Consider the following 21,264-nt stretch of genomic DNA (forward strand, 5'->3'; position numbering starts at 1 on the left):
TTCAAAAAACAGGAAATGAACAAATACTCAAACTAAAAGAAGAGGTGAGGACAATAAATATTTTGGAAACTTTTCTTCAGATCCTTCGAAGAGTACGCGGAATCTTCTTATCCATCGTCCTGATTTTTATCGTTCTTTTTGCGCTCTTTATTGCCGCAGGATACATCACTTCCCTTTTCAACTGATGCGAAAGTCTGCTTTCTGTTAAATAGAAAATAGAAGAATAGCAACAAAACACCACCAGTAATGCCGATTCCACCTCCCCACATACCAAGAGTGCGGGCACTGAAAGCATCTAAAAACCACCCGGAGGCGAACATCATGAGTCCAAGCTGGACATTCGTCCATGATTCAATCCAGCCGAAGACACGTCCTTCTTCTCCTGCCTTCACATTTTTCATGAGAAAAGCGTCCAGGAAGGCCCCTAACACCCCACCGGTCAAGGCAATCGATATAAACGTCAGCCATAATCCAGGAAAAAGGGTCATCCGGCTCGCGAGCATATGGAGCCCCCCTTCAAGAATGAGGAGACCCAGACAGAAAGGCAGACCATAAGTTTTGATCTTGCTGGAAATAAAGAAGCTCGCCACCAGTCCCGTGCCGAGGGCTCCATACAAGAAACCGACGCCAAGTTCGCCAAGCTGAAACGTTCCCGCTCCATACACACTGATTAAGACATTGAACGCCCCGTCCATCGTAGCGCCGACGAGCTGGATGGCAAATACGAACATTATCCACCCTTCCCAACGGACGCGTTTCGTACTTTCTCTTTTTTCGAAAACGCTAAGCGTTCTGTTTTCCTTCAAAGGAAGAACCAGTAGAGCTGCTGCAATAAATGACAGACCGTTCAGCCAGAAGGCGAAGGAAGTACCGAAGATGTAGGCGACCAATCCCCCTGTAATCGAACCTGCGATCAAGACCACTCCGAGAAGAAGCTGCTCCCAGCCATTCACCTTCAGCAAATCCTCTTTGTCTACGATCGTAGCAATGAAGCTTTTCCGCACAGGTTGATAAACGGCCTCTCCGCAGGCCAGAATGAACATCCCCACGAAGACCAGCCACACCATCTCCTTCGTATCCACTAGTAAAAAGCTAAGAGCAAACGGAAGCCTGAAGACATCAGTCAGCACGAGCATCCATTTTTTGTGAAAACGATCGGCAAGCTTTCCACCGAGTGGGGAGAGGAGCAAGTAGGGAACAACTCTCAATCCAAGAGCCATCCCTACGGCCACCCCTGAACCTGTCAGTTGTAATAGAAGGGTTAAAACAGCGACCTGACTGAACCGATCACCAATCCCATTGACGATTCCTGAATAAAACAAAAAACGGTAAGAATGTTGGCGAATCATAAAAACCACAACCAGTTAGATATACATCTAATTAGATATTCGAAAAAAGAAGCCATGCCGTCACCTTTGGACGACGACCGGCCACATTTCTACAGGGTTTAGTTCATATTGATTGTTTTCCCTGTACATGAACTGCTGCATGATCCATTCCCGTCTGACGGTCGCAAAATCATCGAAGAATGTTTTAATATATTCATTGACTTCCTTCTCATCATAGGTTTTCCCATGCTCAAACCATTGGACAAAATAAGAAAGAATGACGTTCTTCTTCTTCAGCTGGCTTGGCATCTGTTTTAATCTGCCTTCCACCGTGATAAAGTTTTTAATAATCTTCGCCTGATCTTTAGCATCTACTTTCAATTCTTCGGCTACCACTCGTTCATCATCTCCAATCCTTAAAATTGCGGTCGTCATGAATTGCAAATTCTGTTCATTCAAATAAAAATAAATCGTATTTTTATCCCTTCTCGAATAGACCGCCCCTGTATCCTTCAACTTTTTCAAATGATGGGTAATCGTCGGCGGACGCAGTCCTAACTTCCCTGCAATCGCCTGCCCGTGCAGCGGTCCCTTCCTGAGAAGAGCAATGATCCTCAGTCGTGTCGGATCTCCGACTGCTTTATGAAACGCGACCATTTTTTCTAATTGCATTTTTCCACCCCACTAATTAAATGAATATCTAATTAAACAATAGTCTAATTAGATGATAGTGTCAACGATGATTTCTGCTTCAAGTCTTTGAAGAAGGGAATGTTTCATACTAAAAGATGCACAACTCCCAAGCCGTTTGTATAATTTTTCTAGTTCTGAAATAATAGAATAGAAGCTCTAGGTCTGGAAAATGAAGGAGGAAATTCTTATGAAGAAGCTGCTTTTCTTATTCCTTTTATGTGTGAATGTATTTTATATCGCGCATGCTCTTCTAGATTTTGGACTACGGTTCTCCATGGAGTGGAATATCCTGCTCGGATCCTTATTTGTCATCAGCCTTGTTTATTCCAGCATCCATCTTTTACGATCCATAAAGCACTCTTTGTTGAGTGTAGCGGTCTTATCCCTCAGTTTCGCTTCCCTTGGCTGGTTTACGTTCATGAACTTCCTCTCCATAATCATGGGATAACTGAACAGTGGGAGAAGAAATCCGTCTTGAAGGATCCCCTCACTTTTTTCATAAAAAAAGCACCCCACTTCTGAGATGCTTTTGCTGCTTATAAATCTTCCACCAGCACATAGGTCGCTTTCACAGGTCCATGAACACCGACGATCAGGTTCATTTCAATATCTGCACTGTTGCTCGGCCCTGTAATAAAGCTGACGCATGACGAAACAGGGTTCCCTTTCTGTTCCTGTTCATGAATGACTCTCGCCGCCTGCGTCATTCTCGGTACCAGCGTACTTTTCGGAATGATAGCGATGAACGTTTCCGGGAGAAGGCTGATGGATCTGCCGTTATGTTTATCGTTGAAAAGGGTCACCGTTCCGGATTCTGCAAGGGTGATGTCACTGAAGACGATCCCGACGCCTGCCTGTTCAGCGAATGTGACATCCCCCTCTTGTTCATTCCAGATACGGAGGTCAAAGCCACCTTTCCCAAGCGCTTCATAAATCCCCCGCATGCCGAATTCATCCAATCTCGGACCTCCTGCGCTGATGACTTTTCTGGAACCTTCAAATGCTGCGAGTACTTTTTGAAGGGAGTCACCTAGAGCGGCCAGCGTTGTCCGCTCAAAGGAAGTATGAATGATGCGGCATTGGGCTTCGAGCTTTTCGATGAGCTCCGCCTGGGTAGCCCCTTGGAAAACGCGGTCCTGCGGCTTTACGGAATAAGAAGGGGGCTTCACTTCTGTGCGCCGCTCCCTTCCGAGGTTTTCAGCGACACGATCCAGAAACGATGTCCGGTTATGAATCGTCATGCCTCTCCCCTCCTTTTTTCCCGTTGTTTATACCATTCACGGAAGTTCTTCTTGGCGGGAGCAGGAAAATCTCTGCTTTCTGTCCACCCTTTCAGCGGCCCCGGGCCGTTTTCGATTTGACCGTCTTTCGTCCATGGCTTCATTGCTGTCCTCGCCATTTTTGTACTCAGTTTATAGGCAGCAGGCGTAGAAGCCCACTTGGCGAATCCTTTCATCATCCACTCTTCGGACTTCGCTCCCATGTGTTCGCGCTCGACGATGATCTCACGGTGGCGGATCAAATGTTCATGGAGCGGAATTTTCACAGGACAGGCCTCTGTACAGGCAGCGCACAACGTGGACGCATAAGGCAGGTCTTTATGGTCTTCGTACCCGTCAAGGAGCGGCGTCAGGACGGCACCGATCGGCCCTGGATAAATCGATCCGTACGAGTGGCCACCAACATGACGGTACACCGGACAAGCGTTGATACAGGCCGCACAGCGAATGCAATGCAGCGCAGACTGAAATTCTGTTCCTAATATTTTCGAACGTCCGTTATCGACAATGACGAGGTGGAAATCCTCCGGCCCGTCTGTTTCGTCTTCTAACCGAGCACCCGTGAGTGCGGTGATATAGCTCGTCAGTTTTTGGCCGACAGCCGCTCTCGTAAGTAAGCTGACGACGACTTCAAGCTCTTCCCACGTTGGGACGACGCGTTCCATGCCCATGACGGCGATGTGGGTATCAGGGAGAGAGGTGACCATACGCGCATTTCCTTCATTCGTAACGAGCGTGACCGCACCGGATTCCGCAACAGCGAAATTGCAGCCCGTCACACCTAAATCCGCTTCCAGGAAATCTTTCCGGAGCTGTTCGCGGGCAAAAGCGGCCAGTTCCTCGGGCTGATCGGTTTTCGTGTACCCTTTCTTATTCGCAAACGTTTCCCGGATCTGCTCTTTATTTTTGTGAAGCGCCGGGGTGACGATGTGGGACGGTGGATCTTCATCGAGCTGTAAAATCCATTCTCCCAAGTCTGATTCCACCACTTCGCAGCCACTTTGCTGCAACGCTTCATTCAAGCCGATTTCTTCTGTGACCATCGACTTTGATTTCACCACTTTGCGTGCCTGCTTTTTCTTCGCAACTTCCTGGACATAAGCATTCGCTTCCTCAGCGGTTTCTGCAAAAAACACTGTTCCGCCCCGCTTTTCCACCTGCTCACTGAGCTGGTGCAAATAGTAGTCCAGGTTTTCCATCGTATGATGCCGGATCTCTTCGCCAAGCGTCCGCCAATCTTCCCAATCTCCGAGGTCTTCCGCTGCTTTCAGACGTCCACTTCGGAAGCGGCCCTGAGCGGAAGATACGGCCTGTCTCATGAAGCTGTTTTCAATCCCCGCCTGAATCCGTTCGGCATACGGCTTATCCCCAATTCTTATTCCCATGTGCTCTCTCCTTTCTATTGACTGTTCAGCACTTGAGCGATATGCAGCACTTTCACGTCCTGTTTATTGCGGCGCAAGCATCCACCCATATTCATCAGGCAGCCCATATCACCGCCGATGAGATATTCCGCCCCGGTCTCATCAATATGCTGGGCTTTTTCTTCCACCATTTGACCAGACACGGCGGCATTTTTAACGGCGAACGTTCCCCCGAACCCGCAGCAATCTTCCTTCAGCGGCAGCTCGATCAGATTCAACCCTTCCACGTTTTCCAGTAAAATTCTCGGTGCATCCTTCACTCCCAAGAGACGGGTCATATGACAGGAAGGATGATAGGTCGCGGTCCCTTGGAACGTGGACTTCACATTACTCACTTGTAAAACTTCCACTAAAAACTGCGTCAGCTCATACGTCTTTTGTGCAACAGCCTGGGCACGTTCGCTCCACTCAAGATCGTCCTTCAACGCATGGGGATATTCTTTGATCATCTGTACACAGGAACCAGATGGTCCTACCACGTATTCGGACGCTTCAAAAGCTGTAATCATCTGCTTCATCGCTTGGATCGACTCTTGTTTGTACCCGCTATTGAAAGCCGGTTGCCCGCAACAGGTCTGGTTTTCTGGAAAATCCACCTCGCATCCAAAACGTTCGAGCAGTTGGACGGTGTCTTTCCCGACGTCTGGGGTGAACGTGTCACAAAGACAGGTGATAAATAACGATACTTTCACGGTTATGTCCTCCCTTTTAAACATAAGGTCATCAGATGACTTGTTTTTTGAGAAAGGATACTGACAACAGAATCCTTTTCATGATAAATATTCAGCTAAATGTTCTTCCACACTTTGCAAGTGGCGGACCATCGCCTCTTGGGCCAATGCTTCATCCTGAGCTTTGACGGCGTCGAAAATTTGCTTATGCTGCTCAAGCAACCGGCTTGTTCCTTCAGGCGTATGCAAAAGTTTGCGGGTTTCCCTCATGGCCTGCATCATAATTTCCGATACACTGTTCATCAGATTGATCAAAATCTGATTCTGCGTCGCCTGGACAAGTGCGATATGGAATTCAAGGTCCGCTTTTTCACCCAGCTCCCCGTTTCCTTTCGCTTTTTCCATATCTAACAAGGCCTGCGCCATCGCGCGCAGGTCATCCTCCTGCCTCGTCCTAGCAGCTGTCCCGGCCGCCCCTACTTCTAAAATATGTCTCACTTCCATCAAATCTTTCATATCTTCCTTTTTCATTAAAAAGGCAACAGAGACGGGTAAAGAAAAGCGCGAAGGATCGAAAGCCTTCACATATGTCCCTTCCCCCTGACGCATTTCGAGAATGCCCATGGCTCTCAGGGCACTTAGTGCTTCACGGATCGCCGACCTTCCGACACTGAAACTGCCGGCCAGGCTTTCGACACTGTCCAGTTTATCTCCCGGCTTCAATTCCCCTTTTTTCAATGAATCCAAAAGAGAATCGGCTACTTGTTCGTATATTTTCTTCGTCCGAATCGGTTTATAATTCATGCGGTTTCCTCCAAAGTTTCGCTTGTTTCTTCCTTTTATTCTAATCGAAAAACAAACCCTTTAAAAGAGAAAGCGATTTCTACGTGAAGAAGAGATACACGAGAGCGGCGGTACCGACAAGCAGTCCATACAATAAGGCAGGGCCAATCGTTTTCCTTATAATATCCCCTTCTTTTCCTGCGAGACCTACGACCGCTCCTGCCGCTACGACGTTATGGACACAAATCATATTGCCTGCAGCTGAACCGAGGACCTGCAAAGACAGGACCGTATCTTTGGCCAGGGCTGTTTCTTCGGCAATGCTGTACTGAACAGGTGAAAACGTGAGAGTCGATACTGTTGCGCTTCCGGTAATGAACGCTCCGAGCTGTCCTAAAAAAGGCGCAACCATGACCCACATGGAACCGAAGCCTCCAGCGAGAGTCTGGGCAATATACTGAGGCATGCTCACAAGGTCTTGGGCGTTCATTCCTGAATTCGTAAACACCTGGACAAGAGCGAGTGTCGCAACTAAAGCTAAAGCCGCATCCTTCATGGAAAGAACAGATTCTTTCGCTGCCTTCGTGAATCGGTCAAACGATTTCCTTTGTACAACGACTGCCATCATAGCAGCAAAGACTAATACAGATCCTGGAGAATAAAGCACTTGCCAGGATGAGGTAATGCCTTCCACACCTAAAATATCCGCCCAGGTAAGATCCACCCAGGTCAACGTGAAGGTTTTGACCGCAGGAACGATCCTTGTCACAAGCAGGAGGAGGACAATGATTACATAAGGTGCCCATGCCGCCCACAAGCTCATAGATACTGGCTGTTCGGCTCCTTTTTCCTCTTGAAGCGCCTCCTGCCAAGGTTCATCAGGAAGTAGAAAACCTTTTCTCGCCGTCAGAGTGGCCACAAGCAGTCCGGTCAAAGAAGCTAAAATCGCTACGAACTCATGACCGAACAGACGGGCATAAAGATAAGCGGATAACGTATAAGTGAAACCGACCAAAAGTGTCCATGGAATCATTGACTTTATGTCTGACAGCTGCCGCTTCTTCCCAAAAAAGACGGTTAATATGACCACTAGAATAAATGGAATGAAACTTCCGGCAAATAAATCAAAGAAAGCGATGTGTACTCCGATTTCTTTGTAAAAAGAAAGGTCTGCACCAGGAATATTACTCAACCCGACCTGGATCGGGGTTCCGACAGCTCCATACGAAACGGCTGAACTATCCGCGATCAGCGCTATGGCCGCGGCAGCCAATGGTGAAAATCCTAAAGCCACCATCAACGGCCCTGTCACAGCCGCCGGTGTCCCAAACCCTGCAGCTCCTTCAATCAAAGCACCGAACAAGAAGGCCACGATGACAATCTGCACCCTCATGTCTTTGGAAATGCTCCGGAACCCTTGATTGATCCGGTCCACCGCTCCAGTGTTTCTCAACGTGTTCAAAAGAACAATCGCACCAAATAAAATAAACAGGATCGTCAACGTCTTATGCGCCCCCTCCAATATAGAGGCAGCAATCACCCTTTCCCCCACACCCCAGATGAAGTAAGCAAGACCGATCACAATGAGCGCGCTATACAACATCCCTTTTTTTGCCGGCATCCTTAAAAGGACCAAAAAGATAAAAGGAGCGAGTATCGCGCTTAAAGCCACGAACAAAATCATGTTCATCCTCCCCCATCACACGAATTGACAACGCTTTCAACATAAGTATAAAAGTAAGGTCATCAGATGACCTGCTTTAATTATATTTTATACGTAAGGTGGAGGTTTTGCAATCGCTTTTATGACAATCATGGAAAAAGACCAGTAGCTTTTGAAGCCCTGGTCTTGTCCACTCCTTGAGGAAGGATTACTCCATCTGGTTTCCCTCTGCCGGAATCGGATTTTCATTTAACATCCGCGCAAAATGAAGCGTATTGTAGGCGAGCATTTCAACATGCTTTTTCGTGAATTCGTTGTTTTGACCTTCTCCCTCTAAATAAGAAGGTCCAGGTCCTGCTTCACCCACCCAGTACGCATCGACATTCGGCGGGACAACAAAACCGATGTGCGACATGCCGTAAAGCACAGACGCAGCCGCATGCTTTGCGCCATCTTCGTTTCCTGTAATGATGACGCCTCCGACTTTGTTGTAAAAGATTGACTGCCCCTTGTCATTCGTTTCCCCGCTGCTGCCGTATAAGCGTTCCATCGCCACCGTAGCGAGACTGCTTTTCTCACCAAGCCACAGCGGTGTTCCGAACAGGACGATGTCGGCTTCTTTCACTTTTGCAAAGATTTGCGGCCACATATCCCCACCACCTAAATCTCCGCTGATGCCATAGGGAATATGATAATCCGCCAGGCGGACGATTTCTGTTTCCACGCCTTCTTTTTCAAGAATCTCCAGTACTTCACGGCTCAGACCTTCTGTATGGGAAGGTTCTTCTGCCTTCGTCTTTTTCAAAGATGCATTCAGAACGATCGCTTTCAATTTTGTCATGTGATCAACCTCCTACCCTGCCCCTTTCCCTTTCGTAAAAACGTTCAATCAAAAAGCCGCACATCTCGTATGTACGGCTTTTCTCCATCATTGATTTTTCATGTATTCAAAAACTTTCAAGTCCATCTTTCCGCGCTCCTGCTCACGTCCTTCAAAGTTTTCCGTGTGCAGGTAGGTCGTGAATGTATCGTGGAACTCATCGGAAGAGACGTCCTCTGAAGTGAGGTACCCGAGACGGCGCAGATGATGCTCGACCTCTTTCTTAACGTCCCCTTCCACTTCCACGACTTCATCAGGATTCGATGCTCCAAAATAGAGTTGTTGAAGCTGAAAGATACGGTCAAGCTCTTCAATCGGTTCCGGATGATCATCCACACGGAGATCGACGGCGACGTCACTGAGCCCTCCATATCCAGCTTTATCTTTCACGACGAGGATGGCTGCCGATTGCTTCCCACGACTGTCGCCCCCTGCACGCTGAGCTGCTTTGATCGCAGTCATCAAACGATCGGCAAGAGAACCTTCGGCCTGCTCAAAAACTTCCCCCATATCGGTGACAGTCTCTTCATTCACAAGGATATTTCCTTGAGCCGCATAATGCTTGCCGACTTTTCCGCCCGCCCACTCGTAGCACTCTTTGCCTGTAAAGGTAGCCCCGTTTCCTTTTGCATCGACAATTCCGACTTGACGGTCTTCCTTTTGAGGATCCCCGGAAGTTAACCGCTCGATCACTTCTTCAGCTGAAAGGCCTTGTTCAAGCAGCTTCAGGCCGTCCGGTCCGTACTGCGGGTTGCCAAACGCCTGGGTAGCAATCGCCCCGACACCTGCCTTTGCCCACGGCACAATCGATCCAACACCTAAAAACTTCGACTGCACAGCAACGCCCCACTCTCCTGTTTCAGGATCGTGAGCACAAATAGAGAACGTAGCAATTATTTTTGATTTCATTTTCTTCCCTCCAATCTTGTATGTAATTCGAGATGGTTGGACAATTTCCTGCAAAATTTCATGTTCCGATGGATCTATGAGAGACTTCATCGTTCTTCTCTGGTTTTAGTTGATATCCTAAAATGTTTAATTGATATGATTATAATTTGATCGATATCTCGTTCGATTTGATTGAAAAAACCATAGCGCATTCAAAAGTTTATCCCATTTCCATCCGGGTACATTTCATAACGTAGCAGCTATAAAAAAGGAGCGATCCAATATGAAACCAACGGTAAGAGAGTACACAAATGATGAAAAACTGATGGAAGATGTGAAGCGTCTTAAAGATGAGGGCATCGACAACAAAGACATCTACATTCTGTCTCACGATGACGACCGTACCGATCGCATTGCCAAGAACGTTAACGCCAATACCATCGGCCTCTCAGAACAGGACGTCAAAAACGTGATCAGCAATCTCTTCAGCAAACAGGGCGATGAACTACGTACAAAACTGCAGGAAATCGGATTTTCTGAACAGGAAGCAGAAGAATACGAAGAAGACTTGGATGAAGGGAAAGTTCTCCTGATTGTGACAAACCCGGCTAAAGCGGAAACACTATTATAATAAAGAAAGGAGCGCACGGAATGTGCGCTCCTTTTTTATCAATAGGTCGTAAACCATGTCCATTTTTGCAAATAGTAAGTGGCATAACGAATGAATGTTAAATTATCCTGGTATTCTTTATAATCAGCGGTGTAATGTCCTTCTTCATTGTTCCAAATACGGGTAAAGTAATCATTCACATCCTGGAATACATGCTCTTCCCCATTCCCTTTGATGACAACATCGGCTTCCAAGTTTAAGTTGGAAAGGTTACGGCGCGTATAGTTCGCCGACCCGGCGATGATGACATCCTCCTCGGGATGGTCGATATAAAGCATCTTCGTATGGTACTGCTCAATATTGACATCATACCAACGCAAATGAATATTTTCGTTACCCAAATTCTGTAACTCGGCAGCCACAGGTAAGTTGGGTATGCCGGTTTTTTCGTGACCAAACGCTTTTTTGTTTGGATCCATCACAATGTTCACCGTAGCTCCGCGGTTAGCTGCCTCATCAATGGAATTCATGATTTTTTTATCGGCCAAGTAATACATGCCAAGCCAGACGGTGTCTCCCTCACCAGCTTTCGAAAATTCTTCGAGAATCGATTTGTAGATCTTTCCTTCTGTAACAAACCGTGTAGTGATCGGCCCTTCCTGCTCCTCCCAATTACGATTTTCATAATCAGGAAAATCAGCCTCACCCGAATAGTTCACCACCGCTTCTTCAGCTTCTAAAATATCTTTGATGATCGGCCCCGTCATCTTAAACGCAACGTTTTCATGATACCCACTGGCGTCATGGGGATTGGCTGTTGAGACAATCGCAGATTTTTCTGTTACGAGAATCTTCCTATGGTTCGCTTTGATATTCATCAATTTCATATAGGACCTGAGCGTCACATCTGGAGCTTCCTTGGCCATAGGGTTACTGATCCATCCATTGTCTCCGGTACCCATCCATGAAAATAAAAGCCGCCATACGCTTGAGTATATAGGATTGGAATCTCTCAATTTATTCAAATTGGTCAAAACAACATCCACCCCGCCATCCTCGAGGCGTTTGATCGTCTCCGACTCATAGGATCCGTAAACCGTATTGATCCGATCCGTAATGAAAACGACCTTCAAATCAGGAACTTCTTCTTTTCTTTTTAAAATGGCGTCCACTAAATTTTTGGATATCTTCGGGAACTCATTTTTTCCGTTCGTGTAGCCATTAAATAAAAACATATCCGCTACAATAAAGTCCTCAGCTTCTGAGATCGTCTGGTTGATTTCTTCAAAAACCTGAAGGTCATGCACCGTCTTACCTGCTTCATTTTCGTATGTTAAATCACGGAAAAATTCGATGTTTTCCATTTGGTGTGTTTCTCCTTCATAAGAAATCCCTTCGGGCAGAGCTTTCCATGAAGTGTGATAAGCAATCGTGACACTTAAAATAGCGATAATGATAACGATGATCCAAAACCACTTGCTTTTTCCAATCCGCTTCAAACGGTCCATTATGTAGCCTCCTCAACTAGAGTGCTTATTCTATTTTCACTTTAATGGCCCGTTTCAAACCTTGATCGGAGAAAAAAACGAATAAAGCGCCATTTAATGAGATGTTTCGAGGTTCGTTTGCTGTGCTGAGAGTCAGGGATGAGTGAAACGAACCTCTTTACTGTGTATGATTGTCTCTCGCAATTCCTTATCTATCGTAATAAAGCACTCTATAGAAAGATTTTATATCTAAAATAACGGCTTTGGAAAATTCATATCCCCCCTTTTCTTTGATAGTAAAAGTTTTTTATTTCAGAATTGTTTTCGAGAATCTTCAATGGAAGGGGCGGAGGGGAATGGCGAGACTCCTGCGGGAAAAAAGTGCAGGGTGAGACCCCGCAGGACGCAGTCCGAGGAGGCTCACCGCGCTCTCGCGGAAAGCGAGCTATTCCCCGCAGCCCCCATCCACTCAGCAAAAGTCTCGAAACTGAGTCTTTAATAATAATAAAAATCCCCCTCTCGATGTCGGAGCATCGAGGGAGGGATTTTTGTTAATGGCTTAATAGTTTTGGTCGTTTTACGAATAGGAGACTGACGACGATACTGCTTAAGATAAACGCAGGCAGCATGTATCCGCCATTATAGATAAGGGAATACAACCAGACCGGCTGGCCTTCCGGGGCGAACTCGCCGTAAAAAACGATTCCTGCGAAAAAGTGGCCGAAAAAGCGCAGCACACTTCCGATCAGGCAGCCGACAATGATCCATCCGACCAAACGACGGGACTCTTTCGTTTTGATCGCATTCCATAGTGGTTTCGCCACTAAGCCAGCCCCTCCAATCACAGCAAAGGCAACGACATAGTCCAGAAACGCCTGGAGAGGGGTCATGATATAGGCACCTGTCATGATTTGATAGATTCCCAGTAGCAGACCGGTGGTGACGCCCCCTTTTAAGCCCCAGCGAAAGGCCATGATGAACACAGGGACCATGGCAAAGGAAACCGAACCTCCCTGCGCCCATAGTTTAAATGATAAAAACGGGATGATATCCAACAGTAATGCGAGTGCTGAAAAAATCGCAACTTCTACGAGAAATAAAACGCGACGATTTCTCATTTCAACATTCCTCCTAAAAAAAGACACAAAAAAAGCAACGCCAAATAGGGAAGCTTCCTGATGGAGGAGTCCCAATTTTGCATTGCACCATCAAAAAAGCCGCCATCCCTACGCCAGTGCTAACTGACAGGTTCGAAGGGTCAGAACTATACGTTCACTCTCAGCCGGAGGCTCCCCTTGAAGGCTTTATACCGTTTACTTTTCTTGATTTGTCTCTATTATAATAAACTTTTTACTAGATTACAAAACCTTTTCTATTTCCCGGGCAATCACTTGGTGTTCGTGTACATTTGGAAAAATTCAAGCGTACGCTCGATGATCATATCCTTATCATGATCAAGGGTAGCCACATGGTAACTGTTTTCCAGATGGATGATCTCTTTATGTTCAGAAAACACAGATTCGAAAATGACTTCTGAATTGTGAGGTGGAACGACGTGATCTTCATCCGAAACGAAAATCATGATCGGACAGTGGATTTCGTCAAGCCCGTCCTTCACTTTACCCATCAAGGTGACAAGCTCTCCGATCGATTTCACCGGTGTGCGGTCATACGCAAGTTCAACGGTTTCCGGATCCTTGATATCCGATCCGATCGCATCAATAAAGCGTTCGTCCATTCCCTGTGTATTTTCAAGTGCTGGTATATCGATCGCCGCATTGATCGGAATGACGCCTTCAATATCCCGGTGCTGACTCGCCATATACAAGGCAAGGGTTCCTCCCATCGATAACCCGACTACAAATATTTTCGAACACCTTTCTTTCAACCAGGTGTAAGCTTCTTCTACGGACTGCACCCAGTCCAGATGAGAGGTCGATTCCATGTCCTCCGGGGTCGTTCCGTGCCCTTTCAATCGCGGACAACAGACCGTGTAACCTGACCTTGCATACGCTTCTACTAGCGGCTTCATGCTTTGTGTTGATCCGGTAAACCCGTGAGAGACAAGAATGCCTACTTCATTACCCTCGAAGCGCATCTCCTCCGCTCCATGCATCACTTTTTCCATTCAACCCCACTCCTTTGGCTTTCTCTTTTCCTAAAATTTTTTGTAACACCGTTTTCTCAAGCCACCTCCACGGCAGCAAACGCTTGAACCACACATTCGCCCGCACACCGGCACCAATTGGGTAGCGCAGTTTCACAAGCGTTTCTTTCTCCATTAGTCCGGTCATCAGATCAGACACGTCCTGAGGGTTGCCATGGGATTCACTGTTCAGAGCATTCCACAACCCTTTTATGTAATCGGCATATGGAGATTCAGGATCCTGGACTTCTTCCGGCATTTCAAGTCCTGTCGACCAAATATTGGTCTGATAAGAGCCGGGCTCGATCAGCGCGACATCAATCCCGAACGGTTTCACTTCGAAACGGAGACTTTCCGATAATCCTTCCAATGCGTGTTTGGATGAAACATAAGCCGATAAGCCAGGAAAACCGATCAATCCGCTCACACTGCTGACATTTAAAATCTTCCCACTTCCCTGGGCACGCATCAGTGGAAGAACCGCTTTCGTAACGGCAATCACACCAAAGACATTGGTATCAAACTGCTTACGGTATGTTTCAAGCGGTACCTGTTCAAGAAATCCGCCGACCGCATAGCCCGCGTTATTCACGAGGACATCCAGCCTTTCCAGCGTATTCACTTTTTCTGAAAAACGCGCGATGGATTGTTCATCCGTCACATCCAACGGCCACACTTCGATGCGGTTGCGCACTTCCTCATCAAGTGTTTCGTAGGCGGCAGCCTTTTCTACATTTCTCATCGTGGCGATGACACGAAAGCCTTTTTCGGCACATTTCACGGCTGTATGGAAACCGAATCCACTGGATGCTCCGGTAATGAGTACGGTTTGTTTCATAATCTGACTCCCCCTTGTGCTAATCGTTACCCCATATCATTCGATGTCACACCCTTATTCTCCTCTTTCCCGGAAACCTAAACAGCTCCACATCGGCATATCACGACATAATCCCGATTCATAATGTATGGTTTTAGGCATATTAATGATAGAATGGTAAAGGTTATCGACCTAATAAATTTGAATAGAAAGGAAGTTTCATATTTTATGAGTACGAACATGAAGCTTCAGGCGCTTACCCCTTCTTATGACCCCTGGGAAGCGTATATGGACGTGGAAGAACACGGAAAAATGACGTTATCGAACATTGAATTTACGACGACGACGCTCTGCAACATGCGTTGTGAGCACTGTGCGGTCGGATATACGTTAGGGGCGAAGGATCCAGAGGCTCTGCCGATGGACCTGCTCAGGAAGCGGCTTGATGAAATCCCGCACCTCAGGACGCTCAGCATCACGGGCGGGGAACCGATGATGTCTAAGAAATCAGTAGAAAATTATGTCGTTCCTCTGCTGAAATACGCCCACGAGCGCGGGGTACGTACACAAATCAACTCGAACTTGACGCTTCCTTATGAGCGTTACCTCCCGATCATTCCTTATTTGGACGTTTTACATATTTCCCACAACTGGGGAACGATCGAAGAATTCATCCATACCGGATTTGCGCGTATGGAACGGAAACCTTCCGAAGAAAATCGTAAAAAGTTCTTTGACCGGATGGTGGAAAATTCCCAGCGGCTTTCTGAAGAAGGGGTAATGGTTTCAGCAGAAACGATGCTCAATCGTCGTACGTTCCCTTACCTTGAATCGATCCATGATCATGTCAAGGAAATGAAATGCGCGCGCCACGAGATTCACCCGATGTATCCCGTTGATTTTGCCAGCAGCTTAGAGACGTTGAGCCTGGAACAAATGCGGGAAGGCATCAATCGTCTTCTTGACCATCGGGATGACGGTATGTGGATGTTGTTTGGAACACTGCCGTACTATCCATGCAGTTCTTCCCAGGACGATCTCGACATGCTGACGCGCTTGTACAGTGAAAAAAATGTGACGGTAAGAAACGATCCGGACGGGCGCTCCCGCCTGAACGTGAACATCTTCTCGGGCGATATTATCGTGACAGACTTCGGCGACGAGCCTGGCCTCGGAAACATTCAAGACACGAAACTTGGCGATGCCTATGAGAATTGGCTGTCAACAAAAACGGCGCAGAGCCTCAACTGCCACTGCCCTGCTGTGAAGTGCCTTGGTCCGAATGTGCTTGTGAAAAACACGTACTATGAGGGAGTCGATTTCCAAAAACGGAAAACGAACATTACGTTGTAACCTAGAAAGGAGAGCGCCATGCCGACTTTAACTTTTGGAGAGAAAACTATTGCTTATACTGTAGAGAGGCAGGACGTCTCTTTTATTAAAATCTACCTGGATGATTTGAATGGAGTAAAAGTGACCGTATCCCCTCATAAAGAGGAAGCAAGAATCCAGGCTTTTGTTGAGAAGAAGGCGGACTGGATTTTCGATAAATGGCAGCAAACGCACGAGGATTTATACGCCGTTGATGCTCTTACTGCTTCCGATCACGAAAAGATCACTTACCTTGGCCGCTCCTATCGGCTGAAGACTGAACATCAGGATGAAGCGCGCTTTGCTTTTCAAAAAGGAACCTTCCTTTTTGCTTATCCTGAAAAATGGACAGAGGAAGAAGCGAACGGACACCTTCGAAGAGAGGTGAACGGTTGGCTGTTCCGTAAAGCCGGTGAAAAATTTCCGACACTGTCCGATTGGCCAATAGAGGCAGAAGAAGATGAGGTGAAGCTGGGAATGAAAGAGGACGACCACATTCACCTCAACTGGCGGCTAGTCCAGAGGTCCAAACAGAAGATCCAAAAGACCATTGAAGACCTCATCCACGAAAAGACGTGCTAACAGAAAATGCCCAGCAGGCTTCAGACCTGCTGGGCATTTTTTATATGAATAAGAGGAGACTCAAGGCCATGACTGCCATACCAGCGACGACCCCGTAAATCGATAAGTGCGCTTCTCCATATCTTCTTGACGCGGGAAGCAGTTCATCCAGGGAAATGAATACCATGATCCCTGCCACCCCTGCAAATAAAATACCGAACATCATATCGTTCAAGAATGGCATCAGCAATAGATACGCTAAAATGGCGCCGACCGGTTCAGATAAACCACTGAGAAAGGAAAGCTTGAACGCTTTTTTCTTATCTCCTGTGGCATAGTACACAGGGACAGAAACGGCAATTCCCTCCGGAATGTTATGAATCGCAATCGCAGCCGCAATCGCTAAGCCCAGAGCTGGGTCATTGAGGGCTGCCGTAAATGTCGCGATCCCTTCAGGAAAGTTGTGAATGGCGATCGCTAAAGCTGTGAACGTTCCCATCTTCAATAAATCAGGATCTTTCACGGCTGTTTCCCGTTTCGACATGTCTTCCACTTTTTTCACTTCGTGAGGGTTTCCTGATTTCGGTATGAATTTATCGATGAGTGCGATGACAAGCATTCCCCCGAAGAAGGCGGCGACCGTCGTCCACTGACCTGCTTCGTTCCCCATCGCATCGACGAGTGAATCCTGGGCTTTGAAAAAGATTTCCACCATAGATACATAGATCATCACCCCTGCCGAAAAACCGAGCGCAAGGGAAAGGAACTTCGTGTTCGTCGTCTTCGCAAAAAATGCGATCAAACTCCCTACACCTGTAGCTAATCCGGCGAGTAAAGTCAGCCCGAAAGCCAATAACAAGTTTTCCATTGTACCTCTCCTTCAATTCGAACATTTTCTCTAAGCACATTGTAACGAAGGTTTTTCCTTAGAGCAACTTTTTTAGTTTCAGTTATATTTTATGAGCCCATAAAATAAGTGCTACACATTATTCTTAACTTTTATATTCATATTTTGAGGCTCCCGTGCATAACCTTTCCTTTTTTGCCCATAAAAAAACCACCTTCCGCTCAGGAAAGTGGTGACTTACGGCAAATATTGAAAATGGGCTTCCACCCTGGCGACAGTTTCCAGCGTCCCCGGTTCAATCGGGGTGGCGGTTGCTCCAAGTACGTCAGCCTTTTGAAAGCTCTGTACAGGAACGGCGGGCGTGGTACCAATTTCGATGATTTTGACAGGCGTTTGGTCCAGGTTCAATCCCATTGTATTCGCGATCGTTTGTGCGTTGGCTAACGCGTTCCCGAGGGCGATTTTCAATGCTTCCTGATAATTTTGATACGGATCACTCACCGTAAACGCAATACTTGAGATCCGGTTCGCCCCGGCTGCTACTGCTGTATCAATGACATAACCGGTTTGACTGACATCGTCAACGGTCACTTTCAATGTATGGGTAACCTGATATCCACGGAACTCCTGCTTGCCGTCTACATAATCGTACTCAGGAAAAATGAAGTAGTCCGCCGTCTGAATATTTTCTTCGGGGATCCCGGCAGCAACAAGCTGATTGCGGACGTTTTCCATCGTCCGGGCATTTTCCTGCTGGGCAGTTTCCAAGTTTTTGTCCTTTGTCACGACACCGATATTCACATTGGCAACATCCGGCCGGACTTGAACTTTTCCGACACCATTCACTTTGAGAAGCCGGCTCTCGCCCTCTCTGGCCAATTGTCTCATACCTGGGTAATACATCTCGCATCCCCCCTTTTTTATATAATGAAGGAGAGCAAAGGAATATGTCCTTTCTCAGATAAGGATTTCTCCTTATACTTTTATTTCCATTTTTTGAATAGATAGTAAAAGGGGGTGGCGTCGATGCAGCGTGTCTATGAAGAAAGTGTGAAAGAATATAAATCCTATATTCTGGAGGGGTTACCCAAATTCGGGAATAAAAAACGAATTCTGATTTTAGGTGCGGGCATGGCCGGCCTTGTCGCCGGGTCTCTTTTAAAGAAAGCCGGCCATGACGTTGTGATTTTGGAAGGGAACGACCGAGTCGGTGGAAGAGTCCATACGATACGGGAGCCTTTTACTAACGGAAACTACATAGATGTCGGTGCCATGAGGATTCCGAAAAATCACCAGTACGTCCAAACGTATATCGCTAAGTTCGGGCTGTCGACCAACCCCTTTATCAATTCCAAACCCAACGACCTGTTTATGATCAATGGCCAAAAGGTGTTTCGATCTGAATATGAACAAAATCCTGACCTTTTGCAATTCCACCTCCTTCCGCACGAACGAGGGAAAACGGCAAAGCAACTGTTTCTTGATGCGGTCCAGCCATTCCTGGACCTTTACCGGAGTAGTTCGGATCAAGAGAAAAAGAAACTGGAGGATCAATTTTCTAATTTTTCGATGGGAGAATACTTAAGAAACAACCCTTACGGTCCCTCGATGTCCAATCATGCTGTCCGTATGATTAAACTCTTGCTTGGCATTGAAGGGTTTCCTGAGTTTTCTTTTCTCGATATTTTAATCGATATCACGTTTCCCATCTTTAATGGTCAAACAGAATTTGTAGAAATTCAAGGTGGCAATGATCGGCTTCCCCATGCTTTTCTACCTGAATTGATCGATAATATCTATTTTGAACAAAAAGTCACAAAAATCGTCCACAACCATAACCGCGTGACTGTCCATACGGAAGACCAGCGTTTTTCGAAGCCATCCTGTTGGAGTGGTGATCTTCTGCTGACGACCGTTCCTTTCAGTGCTTTTCAATTCATAGACATTTTCCCCTTCGGATGCTTATCGCTTAAGAAATGGCAGGCCATACGAGAAGTCATCAACGTACCTGCCGTTAAAATCGGCATTGAATTCAAGTCTCGTTTTTGGGAAAGATATCCAGTCGGCAACCTCATTTCCGACTTGCCGATTCGCTTTGCTTATCAGGCGAGCCATCATCAGGGTATGCCGGGGCCCGGCATTCTACTAGCCAGTTACACATGGGGCCAGAACGCCCTTTTGTTCAACAGCCTTGGTCAAAAAGAAGCGACCAAACAAGTCCTTGAGAATCTCGCTCGTGTATACGGAAACGTTGTCTATGAGGAATACATGCAGAGCGTGGTTTACAATTGGAGCCAAAATCCGTTCTCCGCCGGCTGCTTCACCTTGTTCACTCCAGGGCAGAGCCGTGATCTTGAAGACGTGATGCCACTACCAGAAGGCCGGATCCACTTTGCAGGCGAACAGACATCCTCCTACCACGGTTGGATTGAAGGAGCGATCGAATCCGGCATCCGCGCTGCGAAAGAAATGAATCACAGGTGATACGGGTGGTTGATGTTGGAGGGGTGCCTTTTGGAGGGGGCCTGACACCGCCTTTCACTTTTTGGTGCCTGGCACCACAATAAGTCTACCTGGTGCCAGACTTGCTGTTCACCATTTCACATCCACCCACAAAAAAACCCCTTCCACCGTTCAAAGTGGAAGGGGTTTTTTATTCTTATGATGCTTCTTTCTCTTCAGTACTCAGCTCTTCACCAGAGCCGCTCCAAATTTTGACGGATTGGTTTTCTTTTTTGACTGGATACACGACTTTGTATTTCTTCATCTGCACTTCGCCATCCACCGTTTCTTCCGCTGTCAGGAAAGCGGTGACTTGGACGGTATCGCCCTGAGGGTCTGCAACGAGGTTATCCACCTTCACACTGAGCGTATTGTTGTAGCCGGATCGGAAATCTTCAAACGAAATATCCTCCTGCCAGCTTGCGCTCAGTAGAGAATAAGCCGTGACGAAATCGCCCTGATTGATGCTGTCATAAAAATACTGCACCATATAACTCGCCTGCTCGGCATCCGTCCCTGTCACAGGGGAGTAGACTTCACCGGTAAGTTCCGGAAATTCAGGAAGCGAGCGCATCGGGGATTCACTCCAGCGCCTTACCATTGGTAGCACATCGGCAACCGGAATGCTGAACCCGATCGATTCGTCATCCATTTTTGCGGAGTTGATCCCGATCACTTCACCGGTTTCTCTGTCAAGAAGGGGGCCTCCACTGTTTCCTGGTGAGATCGGTGCTGAAATTTGGTATAAATTTTTGTAATGGAAAGGCTCGATGTCAAGCGTCCGTTCAAGGCCGCTGATTTCCCCGCGTGTGACGGTGTTCTGGAGCCCGAGTGGACTTCCAAGCGCCAGTACTTCATCGAGAAGTTCTGCTGAATTTTCTTCTCTGATCGGCAACGGCTCTTTTCCTTTCAAGCCGGGCACTCGTACGACAGCCACATCAATGTCGCGGCTGACCCCGATCACATCGCCGGGCATTTTTTTACCATCGGATGTAATGACATTGACACTTTCAGTATTCGCAACGACGTGTGCGTTCGTTATGATATCTCCCTGGTCATTGTACAAAAAACCAGAACCGACAGAACCATCTCCGAGCTCTAATTGCACGACAAGCTTCTGCGATTCAAATATAATCTCCTGGGTTTCTTTCGGTACTTCTCCCTCTTCATCATCCTCATCAGGTGGCTCATTTAAAACAGCCGAAACCGTGACGTCCTGTTGAACGGTATCCATCACGTAGAAAACGCCTGCAATTCCACCACCGAGGATAAGAAGAGTGGCGAGAAGGCTGATGATCCAAGAGCGCTTCATC

At 47.0% G+C, this 21,264-nt stretch carries 21 protein-coding genes and 1 riboswitch; of the genes, 5 read left to right on the forward strand and 16 right to left on the reverse strand.

Annotated elements, in window-relative coordinates; all coding sequences use genetic code 11:
- Positions 1-107 precede the first annotated feature (107 nt).
- Positions 108-1,349: an MFS transporter gene (locus K2225_RS03435; protein WP_220583479.1), complete on the reverse strand. Its 1,242-nt coding sequence runs from the start codon at positions 1,347-1,349 to the stop codon at positions 108-110.
- A 60-nt stretch (positions 1,350-1,409) separates the two neighbouring features.
- Positions 1,410-2,000, reverse strand: coding sequence for a DUF2087 domain-containing protein (locus K2225_RS03440; protein ID WP_220583480.1), 591 nt, complete (start codon positions 1,998-2,000; stop codon positions 1,410-1,412).
- 208 nt (positions 2,001-2,208) lie between these two features.
- On the opposite strand from K2225_RS03440, the gene K2225_RS03445 reads away from it, so the two are divergent.
- Positions 2,209-2,469, forward strand: a complete 261-nt coding sequence (locus tag K2225_RS03445; RefSeq protein WP_220583481.1) for a hypothetical protein — start codon at positions 2,209-2,211, stop codon at positions 2,467-2,469.
- An 88-nt stretch (positions 2,470-2,557) separates the two neighbouring features.
- On the opposite strand, the gene K2225_RS03450 is transcribed toward K2225_RS03445, so the two are convergent.
- The 7 genes from K2225_RS03450 to K2225_RS03480 form a co-directional block, all read right to left on the reverse strand.
- Positions 2,558-3,262, reverse strand: coding sequence for a LutC/YkgG family protein (locus tag K2225_RS03450; RefSeq protein ID WP_220583482.1), 705 nt, complete (start codon positions 3,260-3,262; stop codon positions 2,558-2,560).
- Positions 3,259-4,686 carry a LutB/LldF family L-lactate oxidation iron-sulfur protein gene (locus tag K2225_RS03455; protein WP_220583483.1) on the reverse strand — a complete coding sequence of 476 codons (1,428 nt, stop codon included), beginning with the start codon at positions 4,684-4,686 and terminating at the stop codon, positions 3,259-3,261. The genes K2225_RS03450 and K2225_RS03455 overlap by 4 nt, the downstream gene beginning before the upstream one ends.
- A 14-nt stretch (positions 4,687-4,700) precedes the next feature.
- Complete coding sequence (locus K2225_RS03460) at positions 4,701-5,417, reverse strand: (Fe-S)-binding protein (protein WP_220583484.1); 717 nt, start codon at positions 5,415-5,417, stop codon at positions 4,701-4,703.
- 78 nt (positions 5,418-5,495) lie between these two features.
- On the reverse strand, positions 5,496-6,200 hold the full coding sequence (locus K2225_RS03465; protein WP_220583485.1) for a FadR/GntR family transcriptional regulator: 705 nt from the start codon (positions 6,198-6,200) through the stop codon (positions 5,496-5,498).
- Positions 6,201-6,279: 79 nt separating this feature from the next.
- On the reverse strand, positions 6,280-7,863 hold the full coding sequence (locus K2225_RS03470; RefSeq protein WP_220583486.1) for an L-lactate permease: 1,584 nt from the start codon (positions 7,861-7,863) through the stop codon (positions 6,280-6,282).
- A 187-nt stretch (positions 7,864-8,050) separates the two neighbouring features.
- Positions 8,051-8,683, reverse strand: a complete 633-nt coding sequence (locus K2225_RS03475; protein ID WP_305038432.1) for a flavodoxin family protein — start codon at positions 8,681-8,683, stop codon at positions 8,051-8,053.
- A gap of 87 nt (positions 8,684-8,770) precedes the next feature.
- Complete coding sequence (locus K2225_RS03480) at positions 8,771-9,631, reverse strand: DUF1028 domain-containing protein (protein WP_220583487.1); 861 nt, start codon at positions 9,629-9,631, stop codon at positions 8,771-8,773.
- A gap of 262 nt (positions 9,632-9,893) precedes the next feature.
- Here K2225_RS03480 and K2225_RS03485 point away from each other — a divergent pair, with 262 nt between their 5' ends.
- Positions 9,894-10,241 (forward strand): YflT domain-containing protein, encoded by a 348-nt coding sequence (locus K2225_RS03485; protein ID WP_220583488.1) that lies wholly within the window; start codon positions 9,894-9,896, stop codon positions 10,239-10,241.
- 38 nt (positions 10,242-10,279) lie between these two features.
- On the opposite strand, the gene K2225_RS03490 is transcribed toward K2225_RS03485, so the two are convergent.
- From K2225_RS03490 to K2225_RS03505, 4 genes are all read right to left on the reverse strand, one after another.
- Complete coding sequence (locus K2225_RS03490; RefSeq protein ID WP_220583489.1) at positions 10,280-11,728, reverse strand: phospholipase D family protein; 1,449 nt, start codon at positions 11,726-11,728, stop codon at positions 10,280-10,282.
- Positions 11,729-12,258: 530 nt separating this feature from the next.
- Positions 12,259-12,825: an energy-coupled thiamine transporter ThiT gene (gene thiT / locus K2225_RS03495; RefSeq protein WP_220583490.1), complete on the reverse strand. Its 567-nt coding sequence runs from the start codon at positions 12,823-12,825 to the stop codon at positions 12,259-12,261.
- 88 nt (positions 12,826-12,913) lie between these two features.
- Positions 12,914-13,013: riboswitch (TPP riboswitch) on the reverse strand.
- 81 nt (positions 13,014-13,094) lie between these two features.
- Complete coding sequence (locus K2225_RS03500; protein WP_220583491.1) at positions 13,095-13,835, reverse strand: alpha/beta hydrolase; 741 nt, start codon at positions 13,833-13,835, stop codon at positions 13,095-13,097.
- A complete protein-coding gene (locus K2225_RS03505) occupies positions 13,789-14,694 on the reverse strand; it encodes an SDR family oxidoreductase (protein WP_220584003.1) in 906 nt (301 codons plus the stop codon). The genes K2225_RS03500 and K2225_RS03505 overlap by 47 nt, the downstream gene beginning before the upstream one ends.
- A gap of 204 nt (positions 14,695-14,898) precedes the next feature.
- Here K2225_RS03505 and yfkAB point away from each other — a divergent pair, with 204 nt between their 5' ends.
- Positions 14,899-16,023 (forward strand): radical SAM/CxCxxxxC motif protein YfkAB, encoded by a 1,125-nt coding sequence (gene yfkAB, locus K2225_RS03510; RefSeq protein ID WP_220583492.1) that lies wholly within the window; start codon positions 14,899-14,901, stop codon positions 16,021-16,023.
- An 18-nt stretch (positions 16,024-16,041) separates the two neighbouring features.
- A complete protein-coding gene (locus K2225_RS03515; protein WP_220583493.1) occupies positions 16,042-16,623 on the forward strand; it encodes a YgjP-like metallopeptidase domain-containing protein in 582 nt (193 codons plus the stop codon).
- A gap of 40 nt (positions 16,624-16,663) precedes the next feature.
- Here the strand turns inward: K2225_RS03515 and zupT are convergent, their stop codons facing one another.
- A complete protein-coding gene (zupT, locus tag K2225_RS03520; protein ID WP_220583494.1) occupies positions 16,664-17,470 on the reverse strand; it encodes a zinc transporter ZupT in 807 nt (268 codons plus the stop codon).
- A gap of 216 nt (positions 17,471-17,686) precedes the next feature.
- Positions 17,687-18,352 (reverse strand): SIMPL domain-containing protein, encoded by a 666-nt coding sequence (locus K2225_RS03525; RefSeq protein ID WP_220583495.1) that lies wholly within the window; start codon positions 18,350-18,352, stop codon positions 17,687-17,689.
- 123 nt (positions 18,353-18,475) lie between these two features.
- Between K2225_RS03525 and K2225_RS03530 the strand changes: the two genes are divergently transcribed.
- Complete coding sequence (locus K2225_RS03530; protein WP_220583496.1) at positions 18,476-19,933, forward strand: flavin monoamine oxidase family protein; 1,458 nt, start codon at positions 18,476-18,478, stop codon at positions 19,931-19,933.
- 175 nt (positions 19,934-20,108) lie between these two features.
- Here the strand turns inward: K2225_RS03530 and K2225_RS03535 are convergent, their stop codons facing one another.
- Entirely contained in the window at positions 20,109-21,263 is a 1,155-nt protein-coding gene (locus K2225_RS03535) for a S1C family serine protease (RefSeq protein ID WP_220583497.1), read from the reverse strand.
- Position 21,264 lies beyond the last annotated feature (1 nt).

The organism is Halobacillus sp. Nhm2S1, assembly GCF_019599545.1.
Taxonomy (GTDB): domain Bacteria; phylum Bacillota; class Bacilli; order Bacillales; family Halobacillaceae; genus Halobacillus.